General features: G+C 43.7%; 13 protein-coding genes. 9 read left to right on the forward strand and 4 right to left on the reverse strand.

Annotation, left to right across the window (positions count from 1 at the left end):
* Positions 1-47: 47 nt before the first annotated feature.
* The 4 genes from fusA to NWP17_RS07640 all read left to right on the forward strand — a co-directional run bounded on the left by fusA (position 48) and on the right by NWP17_RS07640 (position 4,801).
* Positions 48-2,126: an elongation factor G gene (fusA, locus tag NWP17_RS07625; protein WP_280654313.1), complete on the forward strand. Its 2,079-nt coding sequence runs from the start codon at positions 48-50 to the stop codon at positions 2,124-2,126.
* Positions 2,127-2,148: 22 nt separating this feature from the next.
* Positions 2,149-3,378: an elongation factor Tu gene (gene tuf, locus NWP17_RS07630; RefSeq protein ID WP_280654314.1), complete on the forward strand. Its 1,230-nt coding sequence runs from the start codon at positions 2,149-2,151 to the stop codon at positions 3,376-3,378.
* Between the two features lie 159 nt (positions 3,379-3,537).
* The gene (rpsJ, locus tag NWP17_RS07635) at positions 3,538-3,855 is read left to right on the forward strand and encodes a 30S ribosomal protein S10 (RefSeq protein ID WP_006196404.1); all 318 of its coding nucleotides are present in this window, start codon (positions 3,538-3,540) and stop codon (positions 3,853-3,855) included.
* Between the two features lie 298 nt (positions 3,856-4,153).
* On the forward strand, positions 4,154-4,801 hold the full coding sequence (locus tag NWP17_RS07640; protein WP_280654315.1) for an LON peptidase substrate-binding domain-containing protein: 648 nt from the start codon (positions 4,154-4,156) through the stop codon (positions 4,799-4,801).
* 7 nt (positions 4,802-4,808) lie between these two features.
* On the opposite strand, the gene pheA is transcribed toward NWP17_RS07640, so the two are convergent.
* A complete protein-coding gene (pheA, locus tag NWP17_RS07645; protein WP_280654316.1) occupies positions 4,809-5,678 on the reverse strand; it encodes a prephenate dehydratase in 870 nt (289 codons plus the stop codon).
* A 93-nt stretch (positions 5,679-5,771) separates the two neighbouring features.
* Here pheA and NWP17_RS07650 point away from each other — a divergent pair, with 93 nt between their 5' ends.
* On the forward strand, positions 5,772-6,359 hold the full coding sequence (locus NWP17_RS07650; RefSeq protein WP_280654317.1) for a DUF1997 domain-containing protein: 588 nt from the start codon (positions 5,772-5,774) through the stop codon (positions 6,357-6,359).
* A gap of 70 nt (positions 6,360-6,429) precedes the next feature.
* Here the strand turns inward: NWP17_RS07650 and NWP17_RS07655 are convergent, their stop codons facing one another.
* The 3 genes from NWP17_RS07655 to NWP17_RS07665 all read right to left on the reverse strand — a co-directional run bounded on the left by NWP17_RS07655 (position 6,430) and on the right by NWP17_RS07665 (position 12,493).
* The gene (locus NWP17_RS07655; RefSeq protein ID WP_280654318.1) at positions 6,430-7,092 is read right to left on the reverse strand and encodes a ribonuclease HII; all 663 of its coding nucleotides are present in this window, start codon (positions 7,090-7,092) and stop codon (positions 6,430-6,432) included.
* A gap of 1 nt (position 7,093) precedes the next feature.
* A complete protein-coding gene (rne, locus tag NWP17_RS07660; protein ID WP_280654319.1) occupies positions 7,094-9,172 on the reverse strand; it encodes a ribonuclease E in 2,079 nt (692 codons plus the stop codon).
* A gap of 666 nt (positions 9,173-9,838) precedes the next feature.
* Positions 9,839-12,493 carry a TIGR03960 family B12-binding radical SAM protein gene (locus NWP17_RS07665; protein ID WP_280654320.1) on the reverse strand — a complete coding sequence of 885 codons (2,655 nt, stop codon included), beginning with the start codon at positions 12,491-12,493 and terminating at the stop codon, positions 9,839-9,841.
* Between the two features lie 630 nt (positions 12,494-13,123).
* Here NWP17_RS07665 and NWP17_RS07670 point away from each other — a divergent pair.
* The 4 genes from NWP17_RS07670 (at position 13,124) to NWP17_RS07685 (ending at position 16,113) form a co-directional block, all read left to right on the forward strand.
* Positions 13,124-13,324, forward strand: coding sequence for a hypothetical protein (locus NWP17_RS07670; RefSeq protein ID WP_280654321.1), 201 nt, complete (start codon positions 13,124-13,126; stop codon positions 13,322-13,324).
* A 183-nt stretch (positions 13,325-13,507) separates the two neighbouring features.
* A complete protein-coding gene (locus NWP17_RS07675) occupies positions 13,508-14,680 on the forward strand; it encodes an LL-diaminopimelate aminotransferase (RefSeq protein ID WP_280654322.1) in 1,173 nt (390 codons plus the stop codon).
* A gap of 306 nt (positions 14,681-14,986) precedes the next feature.
* Positions 14,987-15,268, forward strand: a complete 282-nt coding sequence (gene clpS, locus NWP17_RS07680) for an ATP-dependent Clp protease adapter ClpS (RefSeq protein ID WP_280654323.1) — start codon at positions 14,987-14,989, stop codon at positions 15,266-15,268.
* Between the two features lie 23 nt (positions 15,269-15,291).
* The gene (locus tag NWP17_RS07685) at positions 15,292-16,113 is read left to right on the forward strand and encodes a CPBP family intramembrane glutamic endopeptidase (protein WP_280654324.1); all 822 of its coding nucleotides are present in this window, start codon (positions 15,292-15,294) and stop codon (positions 16,111-16,113) included.
* Positions 16,114-16,120 lie beyond the last annotated feature (7 nt).

Genomic DNA, 16,120 nt, shown 5'->3' on the forward strand with positions numbered 1-16,120 from the left:
GTAATATACAAGATATCATGATGCAAAAACTATAATAGGAGGCTACTGTGGCACGTACAATCCCGCTAGAGAGAGTACGCAATATCGGTATTGCGGCGCATATAGATGCGGGCAAGACAACGACAACCGAGAGAATATTGTTTTACTCCGGCATAATTCACAAAATTGGCGAAGTTCATGAAGGAACTGCCGTCACAGACTGGATGGCTCAAGAGCGTGAAAGGGGAATCACCATCACCGCAGCTGCTATCACCACTAGTTGGAAAGATCATCAAATCAACATTATCGACACCCCAGGACACGTTGACTTCACCATCGAAGTAGAACGTTCCATGCGGGTGTTGGATGGTGTAATCGCAGTATTTTGTTCTGTAGGCGGCGTACAACCCCAGTCAGAAACAGTATGGCGACAGGCAGACCGTTACAAAGTACCCCGCATAGCCTTTGTAAACAAAATGGATCGCACAGGGGCGAACTTCTATCGAGTTCACGAACAAATGCGCGATCGCCTGCGGGCTAATGCCATTGCCATTCAACTCCCCATTGGCAGTGAAAATGAATTTCAAGGAATCGTTGATCTGGTACGCATGCGTGCCTACATTTACACCAACGACCAGGGAACAGACATCCAAGAAACAGAAATACCCGCAGAACTACAGGATAAAGCACAAGAGTACCGCGCCATACTTGTAGAAGCAGTGGCAGAAACTGATGACAATCTGATGAATAAGTACTTCGAGGGAGAAGAACTGACAGAAGAGGAAATTAGTACTGCCGTGCGTAAAGGTACAATTGCAGGTAGGATTGTCCCAGTCCTGTGCGGTTCGGCATTTAAAAACAAAGGCGTGCAGTTGATGCTGGATGCAGTAGTAGATTATCTACCAGCACCAACTGAAGTACCCCCAATTCAAGGTACATTGCCAACAGGTGAGACTGTGGAGCGCAAAGCGGATGACCAAGAACCTCTATCAGCTTTAGCCTTCAAGATTATGGCCGACCCCTATGGTCGTCTTACCTTTGTTCGTGTCTATTCCGGTGTACTGAAAAAAGGTAGCTATGTTTTCAACGCTACCAAAAATAAAAAAGAGCGCATTTCTCGTCTGGTGGTTTTAAAAGCAGATGAACGAATGGATGTGGAAGAACTGCGATCTGGAGATTTAGGAGCAGCATTGGGACTAAAAGACACCTTGACTGGTGATACCCTGTGCGATGAAGGATTACCAGTAATTCTGGAATCTCTATTCGTCCCTGAGCCTGTGATCTCGGTGGCGGTTGAACCCAAAACCAAGAACGACATGGACAAGCTCTCCAAAGCTCTGCAATCTCTTTCAGAAGAAGACCCCACCTTCCGCGTCAGTGTAGATCCAGAAACCAACCAAACCGTAATCGCTGGAATGGGAGAACTACACCTAGAAATTCTGGTAGACCGGATGTTACGGGAATTCAAAGTGGAAGCTAATGTGGGCGCGCCCCAAGTAGCTTACCGCGAAACAATTCGTAAACGAGTCTCCAAAATAGAAGGGAAATTCATTCGCCAAAGTGGTGGTAAAGGCCAATACGGTCACGTAGTGATCGATTTGGAACCAGGCGAACCCGGTAGCGGCTTTGAATTTGTTTCTAAGATTGTGGGTGGTGTCGTACCAAAAGAATACGTCAGTCCCGCAGAGCAAGGAATGAAAGAAAGCTGCGAATCCGGTGTGTTAGCAGGATATCCACTGATTGATGTGAAAGCAACTTTGGTGGATGGTTCATACCACGATGTAGACTCTTCGGAAATGGCTTTCAAAATTGCCGGATCAATGGCAATGAAAGAGGCCGTGCTAAAAGCTTCACCCGTACTCTTAGAACCTATGATGAAAGTTGAGGTGGAAGTACCCGAAAACTTCCTCGGGGATGTGATGGGCGACCTCAATTCCCGTCGTGGGCAAATTGAGGGTATGGGATCTGAAGAAGGACTGGCCAAAGTAACTGCTAAAGTACCATTAGCAGAAATGTTTGGCTACGCCACTGATATCCGCTCAAAGACCCAAGGTCGCGGTATCTTTTCTATGGAATTTAGCCACTACGAAGAAGTACCTCGCAATGTGGCTGAGGCAATCATAGCTAAAAGCAAAGGGAACGCTTAATTAACAAAGGAAACGAGTATTCATGGCACGCGCAAAGTTTGAAAGGACTAAACCCCACGTTAACATCGGTACAGTAGGCCACGTAGATCATGGCAAAACTACTTTAACAGCAGCCATTACCATGACCCTGGCAGCCCTGGGTCAAGCTACTGGTAAAGGCTATGATCAAATTGATAACGCACCAGAAGAAAAGGCGCGGGGTATCACTATCAATACCGCTCACGTTGAGTATGAAACGGGGGGTCGGCACTATGCTCACGTGGATTGCCCAGGACACGCGGATTACGTAAAAAACATGATCACGGGTGCAGCCCAAATGGATGGGGGTATCCTCGTGGTTTCCGCTGCTGATGGACCCATGCCCCAAACCCGTGAACATATCCTGTTGGCAAAACAGGTGGGTGTACCCAGTCTCGTTGTTTTCTTGAACAAAGAAGACATGGTAGATGATGAGGAATTACTAGAACTGGTAGAGTTGGAAGTCCGGGAACTATTATCTAGCTATGATTTCCCCGGTGACGACATTCCCATTGTCAAGGGTTCCGGTCTCAAAGCTCTGGAAAAAATGACTGAAAGCCCCAAAACACAACGGGGTGAAGATGTTTGGGTAGATAAAATCTATGAACTCATGGACGCTGTGGACTCCTACATTCCCACTCCTGAGCGGGCTGTAGATAAGCCCTTCCTCATGGCTGTGGAAGACGTGTTCTCTATCACCGGTCGTGGTACCGTGGCCACCGGACGGATTGAACGTGGTAAGGTGAAGGTCGGCGATAACGTCGAACTCGTGGGACTGAAGGACACCAGAAGCACTACAGTCACAGGGATCGAGATGTTTAAAAAGAGTCTCGACGAAGGTATGGCAGGTGATAACGCCGGCGTTCTTCTGCGCGGTATCCAAAAGGCTGACATTGAACGGGGTATGGTTATAGCCCAACCAAAGTCTATCACTCCTCACACTCAGTTTGAAGGTGAAGTGTACGTCCTGACTGAAAAAGAAGGCGGTCGGAAAACACCATTTTTCCCCGGCTACCGTCCTCAGTTTTATGTGCGGACAACCGATGTAACCGGCACAATCAAGTCCTTTACCTCCGATGATGGCGGCGCAGCAGAAATGGTTATGCCCGGCGATCGCATCAAAATGACAGTAGAATTGATCAACGCCATTGCTATTGAGCAAGGAATGCGGTTCGCAATTCGTGAAGGTGGCCGCACCATTGGTGCTGGTGTTGTCTCCAAAATTTTGAAGTAACACCTAATGGTCCGATAACAAGGAGCAGAGATGGTAAAGTTCCTCTCTGCTCCTTTCTCATCCTTTTATCAAAACCAGTGGAGCAGAGAAAATAACCAGTATTACCTCTCACTCTCCACTCCCTATTCCCCTAATTAATCAGAACCTGGAAAATTAAAGATGGCAACTCTACAGCAGCAAAAAATTAGAATCCGTTTACAGGCTTTCGACCGTCGCTTATTAGACACATCTTGCGAGAAGATTGTAGACACCGCTAACAGAACCAACGCTACAGCCATAGGGCCAATACCCTTACCGACAAAACGCAAAATCTACTGTGTGCTGCGATCGCCTCACGTAGATAAGGACGCACGAGAACACTTTGAAACCCGCACCCATCGCCGGATTATTGATATTTATCAGCCTTCTTCTAAAACTATTGATGCTCTGATGAAACTAGATTTGCCCTCTGGTGTGGATATTGAGGTAAAACTATAATTGAGTCACTGGTCCTCCGTGATTCAAACTCTTGTATAAACCAAATAAATCGCGTATTTGCCCTACCTTCCCTAAAATCAGCCACACTGATATTTTTGCAGAAATACGTTAATTATTGGTATGAATATTTACAAAGCCCTGAAAAGATTTATCTCAGGGCTTTTTATTAATGGGAAAACAAATGATAGAATGTGAACAAACTACGGAAAAAGCAAAGAATAATAAATTTTGAAATTATTTTAAAATAAACTTAAAATTAAATTAAATTAAATTAAATTAAATTTATACCAGGATAAAAATGACATCCTCTTCTCAAATTGCAGTTCGTGAACTACCTCTGTTCCCCTTACCCGAAGTAGTTTTGTTTCCCACTAGACCATTACCCCTACATATCTTTGAGTTTCGCTACCGCATCATGATGAACACGATTTTGGAAAGCGATCGCAGGTTCGGGGTGCTAATGGTCGATCCCGTTGAACATACAATTGCTAACGTTGGTTGCTGTGCAGAAATTATTCATTATCAACGGATGCCAGATGACCGCATGAAAATGTTGACCTTGGGACAGCAAAGGTTCCGTGTTTTAGAGTATGTACGCGAAAAACCTTACCGTGTTGGCTTAGTGGAGTGGTTAGAAGACGAGCCACCAACCAAGGATTTACGTCCTTTAGCTAACGAGGTAGAACAACTACTGCGAGATGTGGTGCGTCTCTCCGGTAAGTTAACTGAACAAAATATGGAACTACCAGAAGAGTTACCCGATCTGCCCACAGAACTTTCTTATTGGGTCGCAAGTAACCTTTATGGTGTTGCCGCAGAGCAACAAGCGTTACTAGAAACACAGGATACTGTGTTTCGCCTAGAAAGAGAAGCAGAAATCCTCACTTCTACCCGCAATCATTTAGCAGCCCGTACTGTTCTCAAAGACACTTTGAGTAATTCATGATTACTAGTTACTGCTCCATGGTGATTGGTAAAATGTTGTAGCTGCCAAAAATTTTTAAGACTTCTATGTGTTGAGTTAATTTCCCTAAAGCACTTTGCATTTTTGCTTGTTTGACATCAGCTTCTAAATCAATGAAAAACAAGTATTCTCCCAGCGATCGCTTCGTTGGGCGGGACTCAATTCGGCTGAGATTAATTCCCATGTGAGCAAATACTTGTAGAGGTTTTAGCAATGCACCGGGTAAATTGGCAGGTACACTAAAGGCTAAGGAGGTATGACTGGAACTTGCCGAACTATTGATTAAATCCTCTTCACTTTGACTCACCACCCAAAAGCGAGTACAGTTATCTGGATAGTCATTAATATTTCTGGCTAATATGGGCAGGTTATACAGTTGAGCCGCCCTGCTGGAGGCGATGGCAGCTGCTGTTAACTCCTGATCTAGCCCCTGGAGTGCTTCAGTAGTAGAATTGCTTTGTATTAGCTGCACATTTGGGAGAAACCGCCCCAACCATCCTTGACATTGGGCTAAAGCTTGTGGGTGAGAATAAACTGTTTGAATACCATGTAAACTAGCAGTACGAGAAATTAAAGCATGGGCAATGGGTAAGACCAAAGCCAACTGAATTTTTAAACTATCCAATTGCCATAGTGTATCCATTGTCATAGTTACACTTCCTTCAATCGAATTTTCTACAGGCACAACAGCTAACCGAGTTTGTCCCTTAGCCACAGCTTGGAGTGATTGAGCAATACTAGAATAAGGACATAACATAGCTTGATTTCCTGTACTTTTATGGAGCCAGTTAGCATAAAAAACAGTTGCCTGTTCTGCGTAAGTACCAGGGGGTCCTAAATGAGCAATAGATATGGTCATCGCATTCAATTCTGAGTTATGTTTAAATTAGCCAAAGGTTAAATTTTAATTTTCTAAAAAATAACAATATTAAACAATTATGATTTTTAATTCATGGCTACCCAATTTACTGCTTTCCAAACGGTAATAATTAATGTTCCACCACAACCCATTCCTATTCAACACTATTTGCGTCAGCCCCAACGTCTAGTTAATGCTTTAACCGATAATAGCCGGATATACCAGATGTCAGAGGAACTATTTCGCTTGAAAATGCGGCCTTTAAGTTTCATGTCACTGAGTATTCAACCTACCGTAGACTTGAGAGTTTGGGCAGAATCCAATGGCACTATTAACTTGCGATCGCAAGGTTGTGAGATCCTCGGTTTTGAGTATATCAATCGGCGTTTTTCCTTAAATTTACAAGGAAACTTATCACCACAGCAGTTAAATAATATCACCATCCTTCAAGGAAGAGCCGATTTAGAAGTAGTGGTAGACATTCCACCTCCATTTTACTTCACTCCCCAGCCCATTCTGGAAACCACAGGCAACGGTTTGCTCAAGAGTGTACTCATGACTATTAAACAACGCTTACTACATCAACTTTTAACAGATTATCGGTCTTGGGTAAAATCACAAATCCCAGAAAATGCCCTAGATAATAACAATGGGGAATTACCCATGTTTAATCCAGAATAACTTGTGACTTTTTCTGTGGGTTTATTTTTATACTACATCCACAATCAACCTGTTACCCATTGTCGAAGGGCTAATGACAATGGCGAAAAGATCGGCGATGTAGTGGCGATGGTCCGTATTTTTGTAGCGCCTGCAAATGCTTTTTACTGCCATAGCCCTTGTTATCCTCTAGATGATATGGAGGGTACTTTGAGGCTAGTCGTATAATCAAGTCATCGCGCCATACCTTAGCCACAATACTAGCAGCAGCAATGGTAAGCGATCGCTGGTCGCCCTTGACCATGGTTTGTTGTGCCATCGGCAAATCTTTGATCAGCTGATTACCATCAACCAAGCATAGCTGAGGCTGTACTTTTAATTTCAGCACAGCCCGCCTCATGGCCAACAGTGTCGCCTGCAAAATATTTATTTGATCAATTTCAGTAGTTGAAGCAAAACCAATCTTCCAGTCTATAGCCAGCTGACAAATTTCTGCTGCTAACTGAGTTCTTCGAGAACTAGAGAGTTTTTTACTATCCTTAATATTAGCTGCTATCAGGTGCGACCAAGCAGAACTGGGTAGAATCACCGCAGCAGCCACCACAGGACCAAATAGCGCACCTCGCCCAACTTCATCTATGCCCGCGACAAACCCCGGAGCCACCGATAAAGTTGAGGACAACTCCATCCAGATTGATTCCTGGGTTTGTGGTGGTGAACAAATATCTGCGGCAGTTTGCTCTGTCTGGACCAAATTAATTATCCTCTGGTGTGGACAAATCCGAATCTAAAGCCGATGAACGACGACGACGGCGACGGTTGATCATGGAACTTGTATTAACCGGACTTTCCTCGGTGCTTATAGATGTTTCCTCAAAGGTTTCTACAGGCGTTGAATTTGTAGTTCTCAATATTGGTTTTTGTTCTAACTCCAGTGGTGATGTGCTTACCTCAGCGCTCACTATTGAATCTGTAGTGGATTCAGTTGGTTGATGGGCTGATTCCCCAGGGCTGATAATATTGACAATCAAAGACTTAGGGACTTTAACCTCCTCCTCTAACTTCACCAAAGGAGAAACTCCCATCAATGCAAATACATCTTGCTCCTCTGAAGTCATTTCCACAGTTTTAATTTCCGGTGGTTCTACCACTGGCTTAAGCGGCTCAACTTTCGTCACTTTACTCCGCTCTCCCCGGTCGTGCCAACCTGATTTGCCTTGAGAAGGAGAGGGGATTTCTGGTGATGAATAACGACGTGATTCATTTTCAGAGTCCACTTCTAAACCTAGCTCATCCTCAATAAAACCCGCCGGCAAATGACTAACGTGACTTTCATCCTTCCCGTTAGTACCATTGAGACCAATTCGACTACGACGATTCCGGACACGACGCTTCTGATTGTCGCCTGATTCTTGATAACTAGGATGATTAATTAAATCTAAAGCACTTATTTCTGAATCACCATCAAACATTTCCCCAAAGCTATCATAACTTTCCTGTGGTTCAGTGATGCGTGGTGTAGCCAGACGTGGTTCTTTGTGATGAAAAGATACCAAATTATCTGGTAATTCTGCCGTTGTTGGCATTTGGGTTGTTCTATCTCCCGGCAATCGGGCAATATGCCCTAAACCACCACAGGTTGGGCAACTATGACCAAACAACTCGTAAATATTTTGACCTTGCCGTTTTCGGGTAAGTTCTACCAATCCTAACTCCGTGAGTTGGGCTATTTGAGGACGAGCTTTGTCTGCTTTTAGTGCCTTGTTGAAGTGTTCTAGAACTTGCAATTGGTCACGCCGCGATTCCATATCAATGAAATCCACCACAATCACCCCGGCTATGTTTCTCAAACGCAACTGACGGGCAATTTCCGTAGCTGCTTCGCAGTTTGTCCACAAAACTGTTTCTCTAGCTGTGGCGGAACGAGTGAAGGAACCAGAGTTAACATCAATTACTGTTAATGCTTCTGTTGGTTCAATAATAATGTAGCCGCCTGAAGGTAAATCTACTCTGGGTTTGAGTGCTTCTCTAATGGCTGCATTGATGCGGAAGTACTCTAATATGGGTGAGCGATCGCGATGATGGTCGAATAGTACCCCTTGTGGTGTTTGACCGCCACTCCAGTTTTGCAGGTAGTGTTTGACCCGTTTTAATCCGGTACTGGAATCGACAACGATGCGATTGACATCAGCGCCGTACATATCCCGCAGCACGCGCTGGATAAAGTCGTCGTCCCGGTTGAGTAGAGCAGGCGCACGAGTGGAATGTGCTTCTTGCTGTATGGACTCCCATTGTTTTTGCAAGTTTTCTAGGTCTTCTATGATTGCTTCTTCTGGTTTGCCTTCTGCTTCCGTACGTACGAGCAATCCCATTCCTGCTGGTTTGATCAAAATTGCTAGGGCGCGCAGGCGGTTGCGCTCAGTTTCACTTTTGATCCGTCGGGACAAATTTACCCCCCGACCATAGGGCATTAACACCACATAACGTCCTGGTGTAGTGATGTTACCTGTCAGCCTTGGCCCTTTTGTACCCGTTGGCTCTTTCATTACCTGCACCAACACTTTTTGCTGTGGTGCTAATAGTTCTGTAATTGCTGCGGATGTGCGCTTGAGCTTCAATGGACCTAGGTCTGTTACATGAATAAAGCCGTTACGTTCTGGATCTCCAATATTCACGAAGGCTGCATCTATCCCAGGTAAAACATTTTCTACCACACCCAAGTACACATCACCGATTTGGTGATGACCGGTGGCGACAACGAGTTCTTGTATTTGATCTTCAGAAAAGACAGCAGCGATTTGATGCTGTTCTGCTATGATAATTTGCTTTGGCATTCAATTTCCTCAAACTTTAAAATTAGCGCCTTGTTCTGGCGACGCGCCGCACCAATGGAGAAGCTTAGAGGTTTGTTGTACCTCTCGTCCCTACTAACCCCATCACGTGCTGCTTGCTGATCATAAGAATGGAGACTTCTTTGCTCAAATTTAAAGAGCTATTGACTAAAAGGTTGTGTTTACAGGTCTGATTATTGCAAAACGGCTGCATATTGTTTAAGTAAATATATCAACCGTCTTAGGCTGATTTTTTATACTGTACCACTACCACCCGGCGATTAGGCATCTGGCTACGCCACCCAAGCTATCAGCAGTTGTTTCAAAAGCAAAGAGGAAGAGTTACTGACCACAGCACTGTTTTTAAGTTACTAGTTCACAAGGTAGCTTTGGAGACTGTGGGTTCTTTAATATGCCTCACCCTTCGGTTGAGTGCTTATGTGGAAGCCTTGTCTGGGATACAATCCTAGAAATCACAACCTCATATCTTCGCTTTTCCTCCCTGATTACTAGAGGAGTAAACTAGTCCATTGAGTGCAGCGCCAAAAAATTCTCTTTCTCATATTTTAACGCAACTGAGAGGTTTAATTCCCATTCTCTTCTATGTGAGGGGAACTACTAGCAAGTTACCCTGTGTAACTAAGCGCGATGCCAGTCTACTCTCAGGGATTATACCCCTAAAACTAGCTGATTCCGGTGGATGTGTAGCAGTTGAAAATTTCCCCCTGCCACCATTTCCAGCATAGACAGGATTTGTTCGGGACGCAATATCTCACCATTATGGCGACAACTACCCAGATAACGCAGGACAGCTGTATAATCTTCAACATCGGTGTTACTTTTGACTAATTCCAGGTCAAACAACCGCGATCGCAGATTTATCCAGGACTGTTTGCCTGACTTGGTTTTTTTCTCCCACCAAAGCTCTTTTTTGGCTTTGATGGTATCAATCCACTGTTGCCATTGTCCTGCTGTTGCTGGTTGCGGTGCTGCTACTGTGATTAAATATTCCACCGCTTCCATAACTTGGTTAGCTGCGGGCATTTTTAAATCTATAGTAGCAACTTTATATATGGGTATGTCTGTAGGCAATTCCTTAACTAGTTTTTGCCGGAAAGTCTCTACTTCCACCGGCTCTGTTAACTCAAAATCCACTATTTCTCCACTACTGGTAGCTCCTAGAGCTAAAGCACTAGCGATGGCAATACGCGGGCTGGGATGAAATCCACCAGTAAAAGCAATTGGTAGGCCTGCTCTGCGGATCACTCGATCAAATAGGCGCATTAAATCCAAGTGACTGACTAAAGCCATTGCCCCTTGCTTGCCAAACCACACCCGCAGTCTTTGGTTTTTAGTTGTGTTGGCAACGAAACTACCTGCAAACTCTGGGATTGGTGGCGGTGAAATAACAATGTTATGTCCAAAGGTGGTGCCACATACGCCGCAGTGTGAACACTCTTCAAATGAGCAATCCGGGACTATTGCTGCTTGTAAAGCAAGTTTTAAGTCTTCCTGGAGCCATTTTTTCTCGATGCCTGTGTCTATGTGATCCCACGGTAGGGGTAGACTTAGGGACTCAGTAGAAGGAAGTGGGGGTGTAAAACAAGATGGTACTTCTTTGTTTTCCTCTTCTCTCTCTACTTCCACCTGCTGGGCATCAAACAGATTCCACTCACCTTTTTCTACTCGGCGATATTTCCAATCTAATCCAGCTTCGGTTATTGCGGTTTCCCAAGCACCAAAAGCTGCATCTAAATTTTCATACCAAGAGTCCATACCTGCCCCTAATTCCCAAGCCCGACGGATGACTTTTCCCAAGGAGCGATCGCCCCTGCCCACAAAGTCTTCCATTGCTGAAATCCGCACATCAGTGAAGTTTACTTTCACTCCCCGCATCCGGCGGAATGCTTGCTTGAGCAAGTTTTGTTTACGTTTAAATTCAGTAGTTGAAACTGAATGCCACTGAAATGGGGTATGGGGCTTGGGTGTAAAGTTAGAAATCGTCAAATTAAAGTTTAGCGGTTTTCTGCCTTTACCCCGACATTCTTGCTGTAGCCAGCTAACGGTTTCCGCAATGCCTTCTACATCAGCATCTGTTTCACCAGGCAAGCCAATCATGAAATATAACTTAATCTTATCCCAGCCTTGTTCCCAAGCTGTTTTTACACCTCTTAATAATTCTTCATTTGTTAAACCCTTATTGACAATATCCCGCATTCTTTGGGTTCCAGCTTCTGGAGCAAAAGTCAATCCTCCCTGCCGCGTCCCTCCTAGAATATTAGCAATATTTTCATCAAATCTGTCTACCCTTTGACTGGGAAGACTAAGGGAAATGTTTTCATTTTTTAAGCGATTTTTTATTTCCATACCCACCGCGGGCAGGGATAAGTAATCAGAACAACTTAGCGACAGCAGAGAAAACTCATTGTAACCCGTGTCCCGCATTCCTTGTTCGATGGCCGCTACTACTTGCTCTGGTTCCACGTCCCTGGCTGGACGTGTGAGCATTCCTGGTTGACAAAAGCGACAACCGCGTGTACATCCCCGGCGAATTTCCAGCGTTAGGCGGTCATGCACCGTTTCTATATAGGGAACCAACCCTATGGAATAAGCTGGGATTGGTGAGGCTACCCGGCGCACTATCCGTTCAGGGACTTCTGGAACTAGGGGATGAACTGAGCCATCCGCCGCTGTCTGGTAAAACTGAGGGACATATACCCCCGGTATCTGTGCTAAGTCCAGGAGCAGCTGTTCCCGGCTTAGTTTTGCTTGTTTCCCCTCTTCTAAGACCAAACCGATTTCTGGGAGTAGTTCCTCTCCATCTCCCAGGGCGAAGAAGTCAAAAAAATCGGCGTATGGTTCAGGGTTTGATGTTGCTGTTTGTCCTCCTGCGAATATTAACGGGTAGTTCCCTGGGCTTCTTTCTCTCCATGTGACGGGAATTTCCGCCAACTCTAACATTTCTAGGATATTAGTTGCTCCTAGTTCATAACTGAGACTGAAGCCCAATATGTCAAACTCTCTGAGCGATCGCTTTGATTCAACAGCAAACAACGGTGTGTTAGTTCCCCGTAGTTTTTCCGCCAGGTCGGTTCCTGGTAGATACGAGCGATCGCACAATTGCCGCGGTTGGGCATTCAAAATGTTGTATAAAATGATATGCCCTAAGTTGGATGATCCCACTTCGTATATTTCTGGGTAGGTTAACGCCCAGCGTATTGTTGCCTTATCCCATGGTTTATGTACTGCCAAACGTTCGTTACCCAAGTAACGGCCTGGCTTGAGGATATCCGGTGTGATTAATTTTTCAACTGCAACAGCCACTATGCTATCTTTAGCTACCTTAATTACAGCTAATCAAATCTAATTTAGCATTTATTTCAGCTTTTCGGTAGAATTTGTCCCTGCAAATTTCCACTCTTTTACACAAATTTACTTTTGCACTGTTGAGACAGACTATGTGCTAGATGATAACTGCAATTTTTACACACTTCATTACTATTGTGGATATTAACATGACCATTTAGAGTTATTACATCTTCAAACCGAGAATTTTATGAATGTAAACAGTTTTTCAGATATTCACCCAACTACTCCGGTATCTTTACTGAATCTTTATCACCCTAGTCAGTCTGTTTAAAGATTCTCATAAATACATGGTAAAATGTGTGGATAAATACTTTTTTCCTTGGTCAGCTGCAAAACAATCTACATAGACAGTCATACAGAGCTAAAAACTTACCTAAGTTATTATTCCAGCTAGTTTAGCCGTGTCTTAGCTGTAGATTCTCAGATTTAATTTTTCAGCCTCGCTGAAGTTGCATCAGGGTTAACTACAAATTCTCTACCTGATTTTTTAGTGATCTATATCACATAAATTGTGAGATTAGCATCACTTTTTATACTAAGTTCCATACTGGATAATTATTATCACATACAATTGGTTGACTAATTATGAGAACTAAGTACGTTATTCGTCAATTGGTGGAAAAAGCGCTAGACATCAAAAAATTGACCCCGGAAATCGAAAACGAAATCAATTCACAACTAACTCAAATGGGTCACATCTCTGATGTTGACTATGAAGCTCTAGAGTTGTTAATGGCAGAAATGGATGCTGGTCGGGTTAAGTTGGTACCTAGTTGGGGATATTAATCCGGTTGTTTTGACCCTAAAGAGCAACATTAAGCCCAAAAATAGAAAAAATAGATTAATAGCAGTGCTGATGGTAGCCACCACCGAATTGCTGGTATTTTCCTGTGAAGTTTATCTATTTCGCCAGTGTGCCGTAAACTGTGCTAATGAGCATTTATAACTTGCACTCATTTGTTAACTACCATGCAGCCTGCTAAACGTTTAGAAAAAATACCTCCCTATTTGTTTGCTGAAATTAACCGCAAACGGGAACAACTTGTGGCACAGGGAGTTGATATCATTAATCTGGCACTGGGTGACCCAGATCAACAAACTCCTACTCACATTCTTCAGGCCATACATGAGGCAATTGATGATCCTACCACCCATAACTATCCCCCCTATCAAGGGACAAAGGAATTTCGGGAAGCTGCGGTCAATTGGATGGAACATAGGTTTGGCGTGAACGGGCTAAACTCAGATACAGAAGTTATTTGTTCCATAGGTTCTAAAGAAGCAATACATAATACCTTCCTAGCCTTTGTGGAAGCAGGAGATTATACCCTCATCCCAGACCCTGGTTATCCCGTGTACCAGACAGCGACAATTTTCGCTGGTGGTCAACCTCATACTATGCCTTTGAAGGCAGAAAATAATTTTTTACCTGACTTAAATACGATTCCTGAACAAATTGCTCGTCAGGCAAAATTATTGTGGATTAATTATCCTAACAATCCCACCGGAGCCTTAGCCAGTTTAGAATTTTTTGAAGAGCTAGTAGGGTTTTGTAAACAGTATGATATTTTGCTATGTCATGATCATGCCTACTCAGAAATGGCATATGATGGCTATAAACCGCCAAGTGTCTTGCAAGTTGCTGGCGCAAAAGATGTGGCCATTGAGTTTCACAGTTTGTCTAAATCATATAATATGACCGGTTGGCGCATTGGCTTTGTAGTTGGTAATCCCATTGGCATTCAGGGCTTGAAACAGGTAAAAACCAACGTTGATTCTGGAGTGTTTAAAGCAATTCAAAAAGCAGCGATCGCCGCTTACTCCACCAGTGAAGTAGAACTTCAAGCCTTGATGTCAGTTTACCAAAAACGTCGTGATATTATTGTCCAAGGATTGCAATCTCTGGGATGGCCAATTCAGCCACCATTAGCTACACTTTACGTCTGGGTACCCGTACCCCCTGGATATTCATCAACAGAGTTTGTTTCTTTATTACTTGACAAATGCGGCATTATGGTTCCCCCTGGTAATGGTTATGGTGCTGGGGGTGAAGGCTTTTTCCGAATTTCCCTGACCATTCCTGATGAACGGATGTATGAGGCCATTCAACGCATGAGAGATGCTGGCATTCGTTACGCTTGATTTGGAGTAAGTATTCGGCGCTGGGCAATAGCTTAATATTACCTTAAATCCCAAATCCAAATATATTAAGTAACAAAATAGCTAACACATATCATATGTAATCCAAAATCCAAAATCCAAAATCTCAAAGTTGAGTAATCCAAAATCATAAAAATGCGGTATCATGATATGAACATACTTTAAAATTAAAACATCTATCTGCTAATAGGATAGATGGATAAAACGCGTGTCTTTAAAGCGAAGACACAGCACCAATGTATAAGTAAATCACTCTCAAGTAAATCATCGCCAAAAGAGCAAAGAGCCGTGTCAGTCGAAACTATTGAAAAGCCTTCCACGTCCCGTAAGCTCGCGCCTCGGTATCGAGTTTTACTCCATAACGACGACTACAACTCCATGGAACATGTAGTGCAGTCACTATTAACCACAGTACCCAGCCTGACCCAGCCCCAAGCCGTGAGTATTATGATGGAAGCCCACACCAACGGTTTGGCTTTAGTCATTACTTGCGCTCAAGAACACGCAGAGTTTTATTGTGAAACATTAAAAAGTCATGGTTTAACCAGCACCATTGAACCAGAAGAATAACTTAGTCCCGTTCCTAAACTTGGATGAAAATCAACCCAATTCGTTTAGCCCAACGCCCCTTCCCCATCAGAGTGGGTTGTTTTGTTTTAACTTTATTGCTGCTATGGCTACCATTTGCCGCACCAGTATACTTACTAGTCAATGATACAAACTTAGTAAGTATATTGACAATGGTGCTGTTATATGCACAATTCATTGTTCTTTTGCAGCTATGGGGTAAAAATGTCTATCAGCAGCCCCAGATACTCAAGCAATATGGCTGGGAAATCACACACATTAACGCTGTGGACTTGATCAGTGGTTTAGCTACCGGGATAATTAACATTTTGATAGTCTTTGGGCTACAAGGTTTTTTGGGTTGGCTGACATGGGAACAACCACAGGTTCTGTTAGTGAAAGTAATTTTAGAGGGTTTAATTGTTTCTTTAGGTATTGGCTTTGCTGAAGAATTGTTATTTCGAGGTTGGTTACTTGATGAGTTAGAACGGGACTATAGCCCTAGTGTGGCAGTTTGGATCAATGCTGTGGTTTTTGCTGCACTGCACTTTATTAAACCTTTGCAGGCAATTATTGACACATTGCCACAATTTCCAGCCTTAGTACTGCTGGGGTTAACGCAGGTATGGGCAAAGCGCTGGCGTAGGGGACGCTTGGGTTTACCAATGGGGTTGCATAGTGGTTTAGTTTGGGGCTACTACATCATTAATGTGGGGGGATTAATTGAATATTCCCATCAAGTTCCCGACTGGGTAACTGGTATCAATCAAAATCCTCTACAAGGATTGATGGGGGTAATATTCATGGGTATACTAGCTTTTTGGATGCGGAGGCGAGTAATAGCTTAATGGGGAT

Origin of the sequence: Chrysosporum bergii ANA360D (genome assembly GCF_029891735.1) — a bacterium.
Taxonomy (GTDB): Bacteria; Cyanobacteriota; Cyanobacteriia; order Cyanobacteriales; family Nostocaceae; genus Umezakia; species Umezakia bergii.

Excerpts from the sequence above, each read along its gene's own strand:
- tuf (WP_280654314.1), top strand. The coding sequence starts at position 2,149 with ATGGCACGCGCAAAGTTTGAAAGGACTAAACCCCACGTTAACATCGGT.
- rpsJ (WP_006196404.1), top strand. The coding sequence starts at position 3,538 with ATGGCAACTCTACAGCAGCAAAAAATTAGAATCCGTTTACAGGCTTTC.
- NWP17_RS07640 (WP_280654315.1), top strand. The coding sequence starts at position 4,154 with ATGACATCCTCTTCTCAAATTGCAGTTCGTGAACTACCTCTGTTCCCC.
- pheA (WP_280654316.1), bottom strand. The coding sequence starts at position 5,678 with ATGACCATATCTATTGCTCATTTAGGACCCCCTGGTACTTACGCAGAA.
- NWP17_RS07650 (WP_280654317.1), top strand. The coding sequence starts at position 5,772 with ATGGCTACCCAATTTACTGCTTTCCAAACGGTAATAATTAATGTTCCA.
- rne (WP_280654319.1), bottom strand. The coding sequence starts at position 9,172 with ATGCCAAAGCAAATTATCATAGCAGAACAGCATCAAATCGCTGCTGTC.
- NWP17_RS07670 (WP_280654321.1), top strand. The coding sequence starts at position 13,124 with ATGAGAACTAAGTACGTTATTCGTCAATTGGTGGAAAAAGCGCTAGAC.
- NWP17_RS07675 (WP_280654322.1), top strand. The coding sequence starts at position 13,508 with ATGCAGCCTGCTAAACGTTTAGAAAAAATACCTCCCTATTTGTTTGCT.
- NWP17_RS07685 (WP_280654324.1), top strand. The coding sequence starts at position 15,292 with ATGAAAATCAACCCAATTCGTTTAGCCCAACGCCCCTTCCCCATCAGA.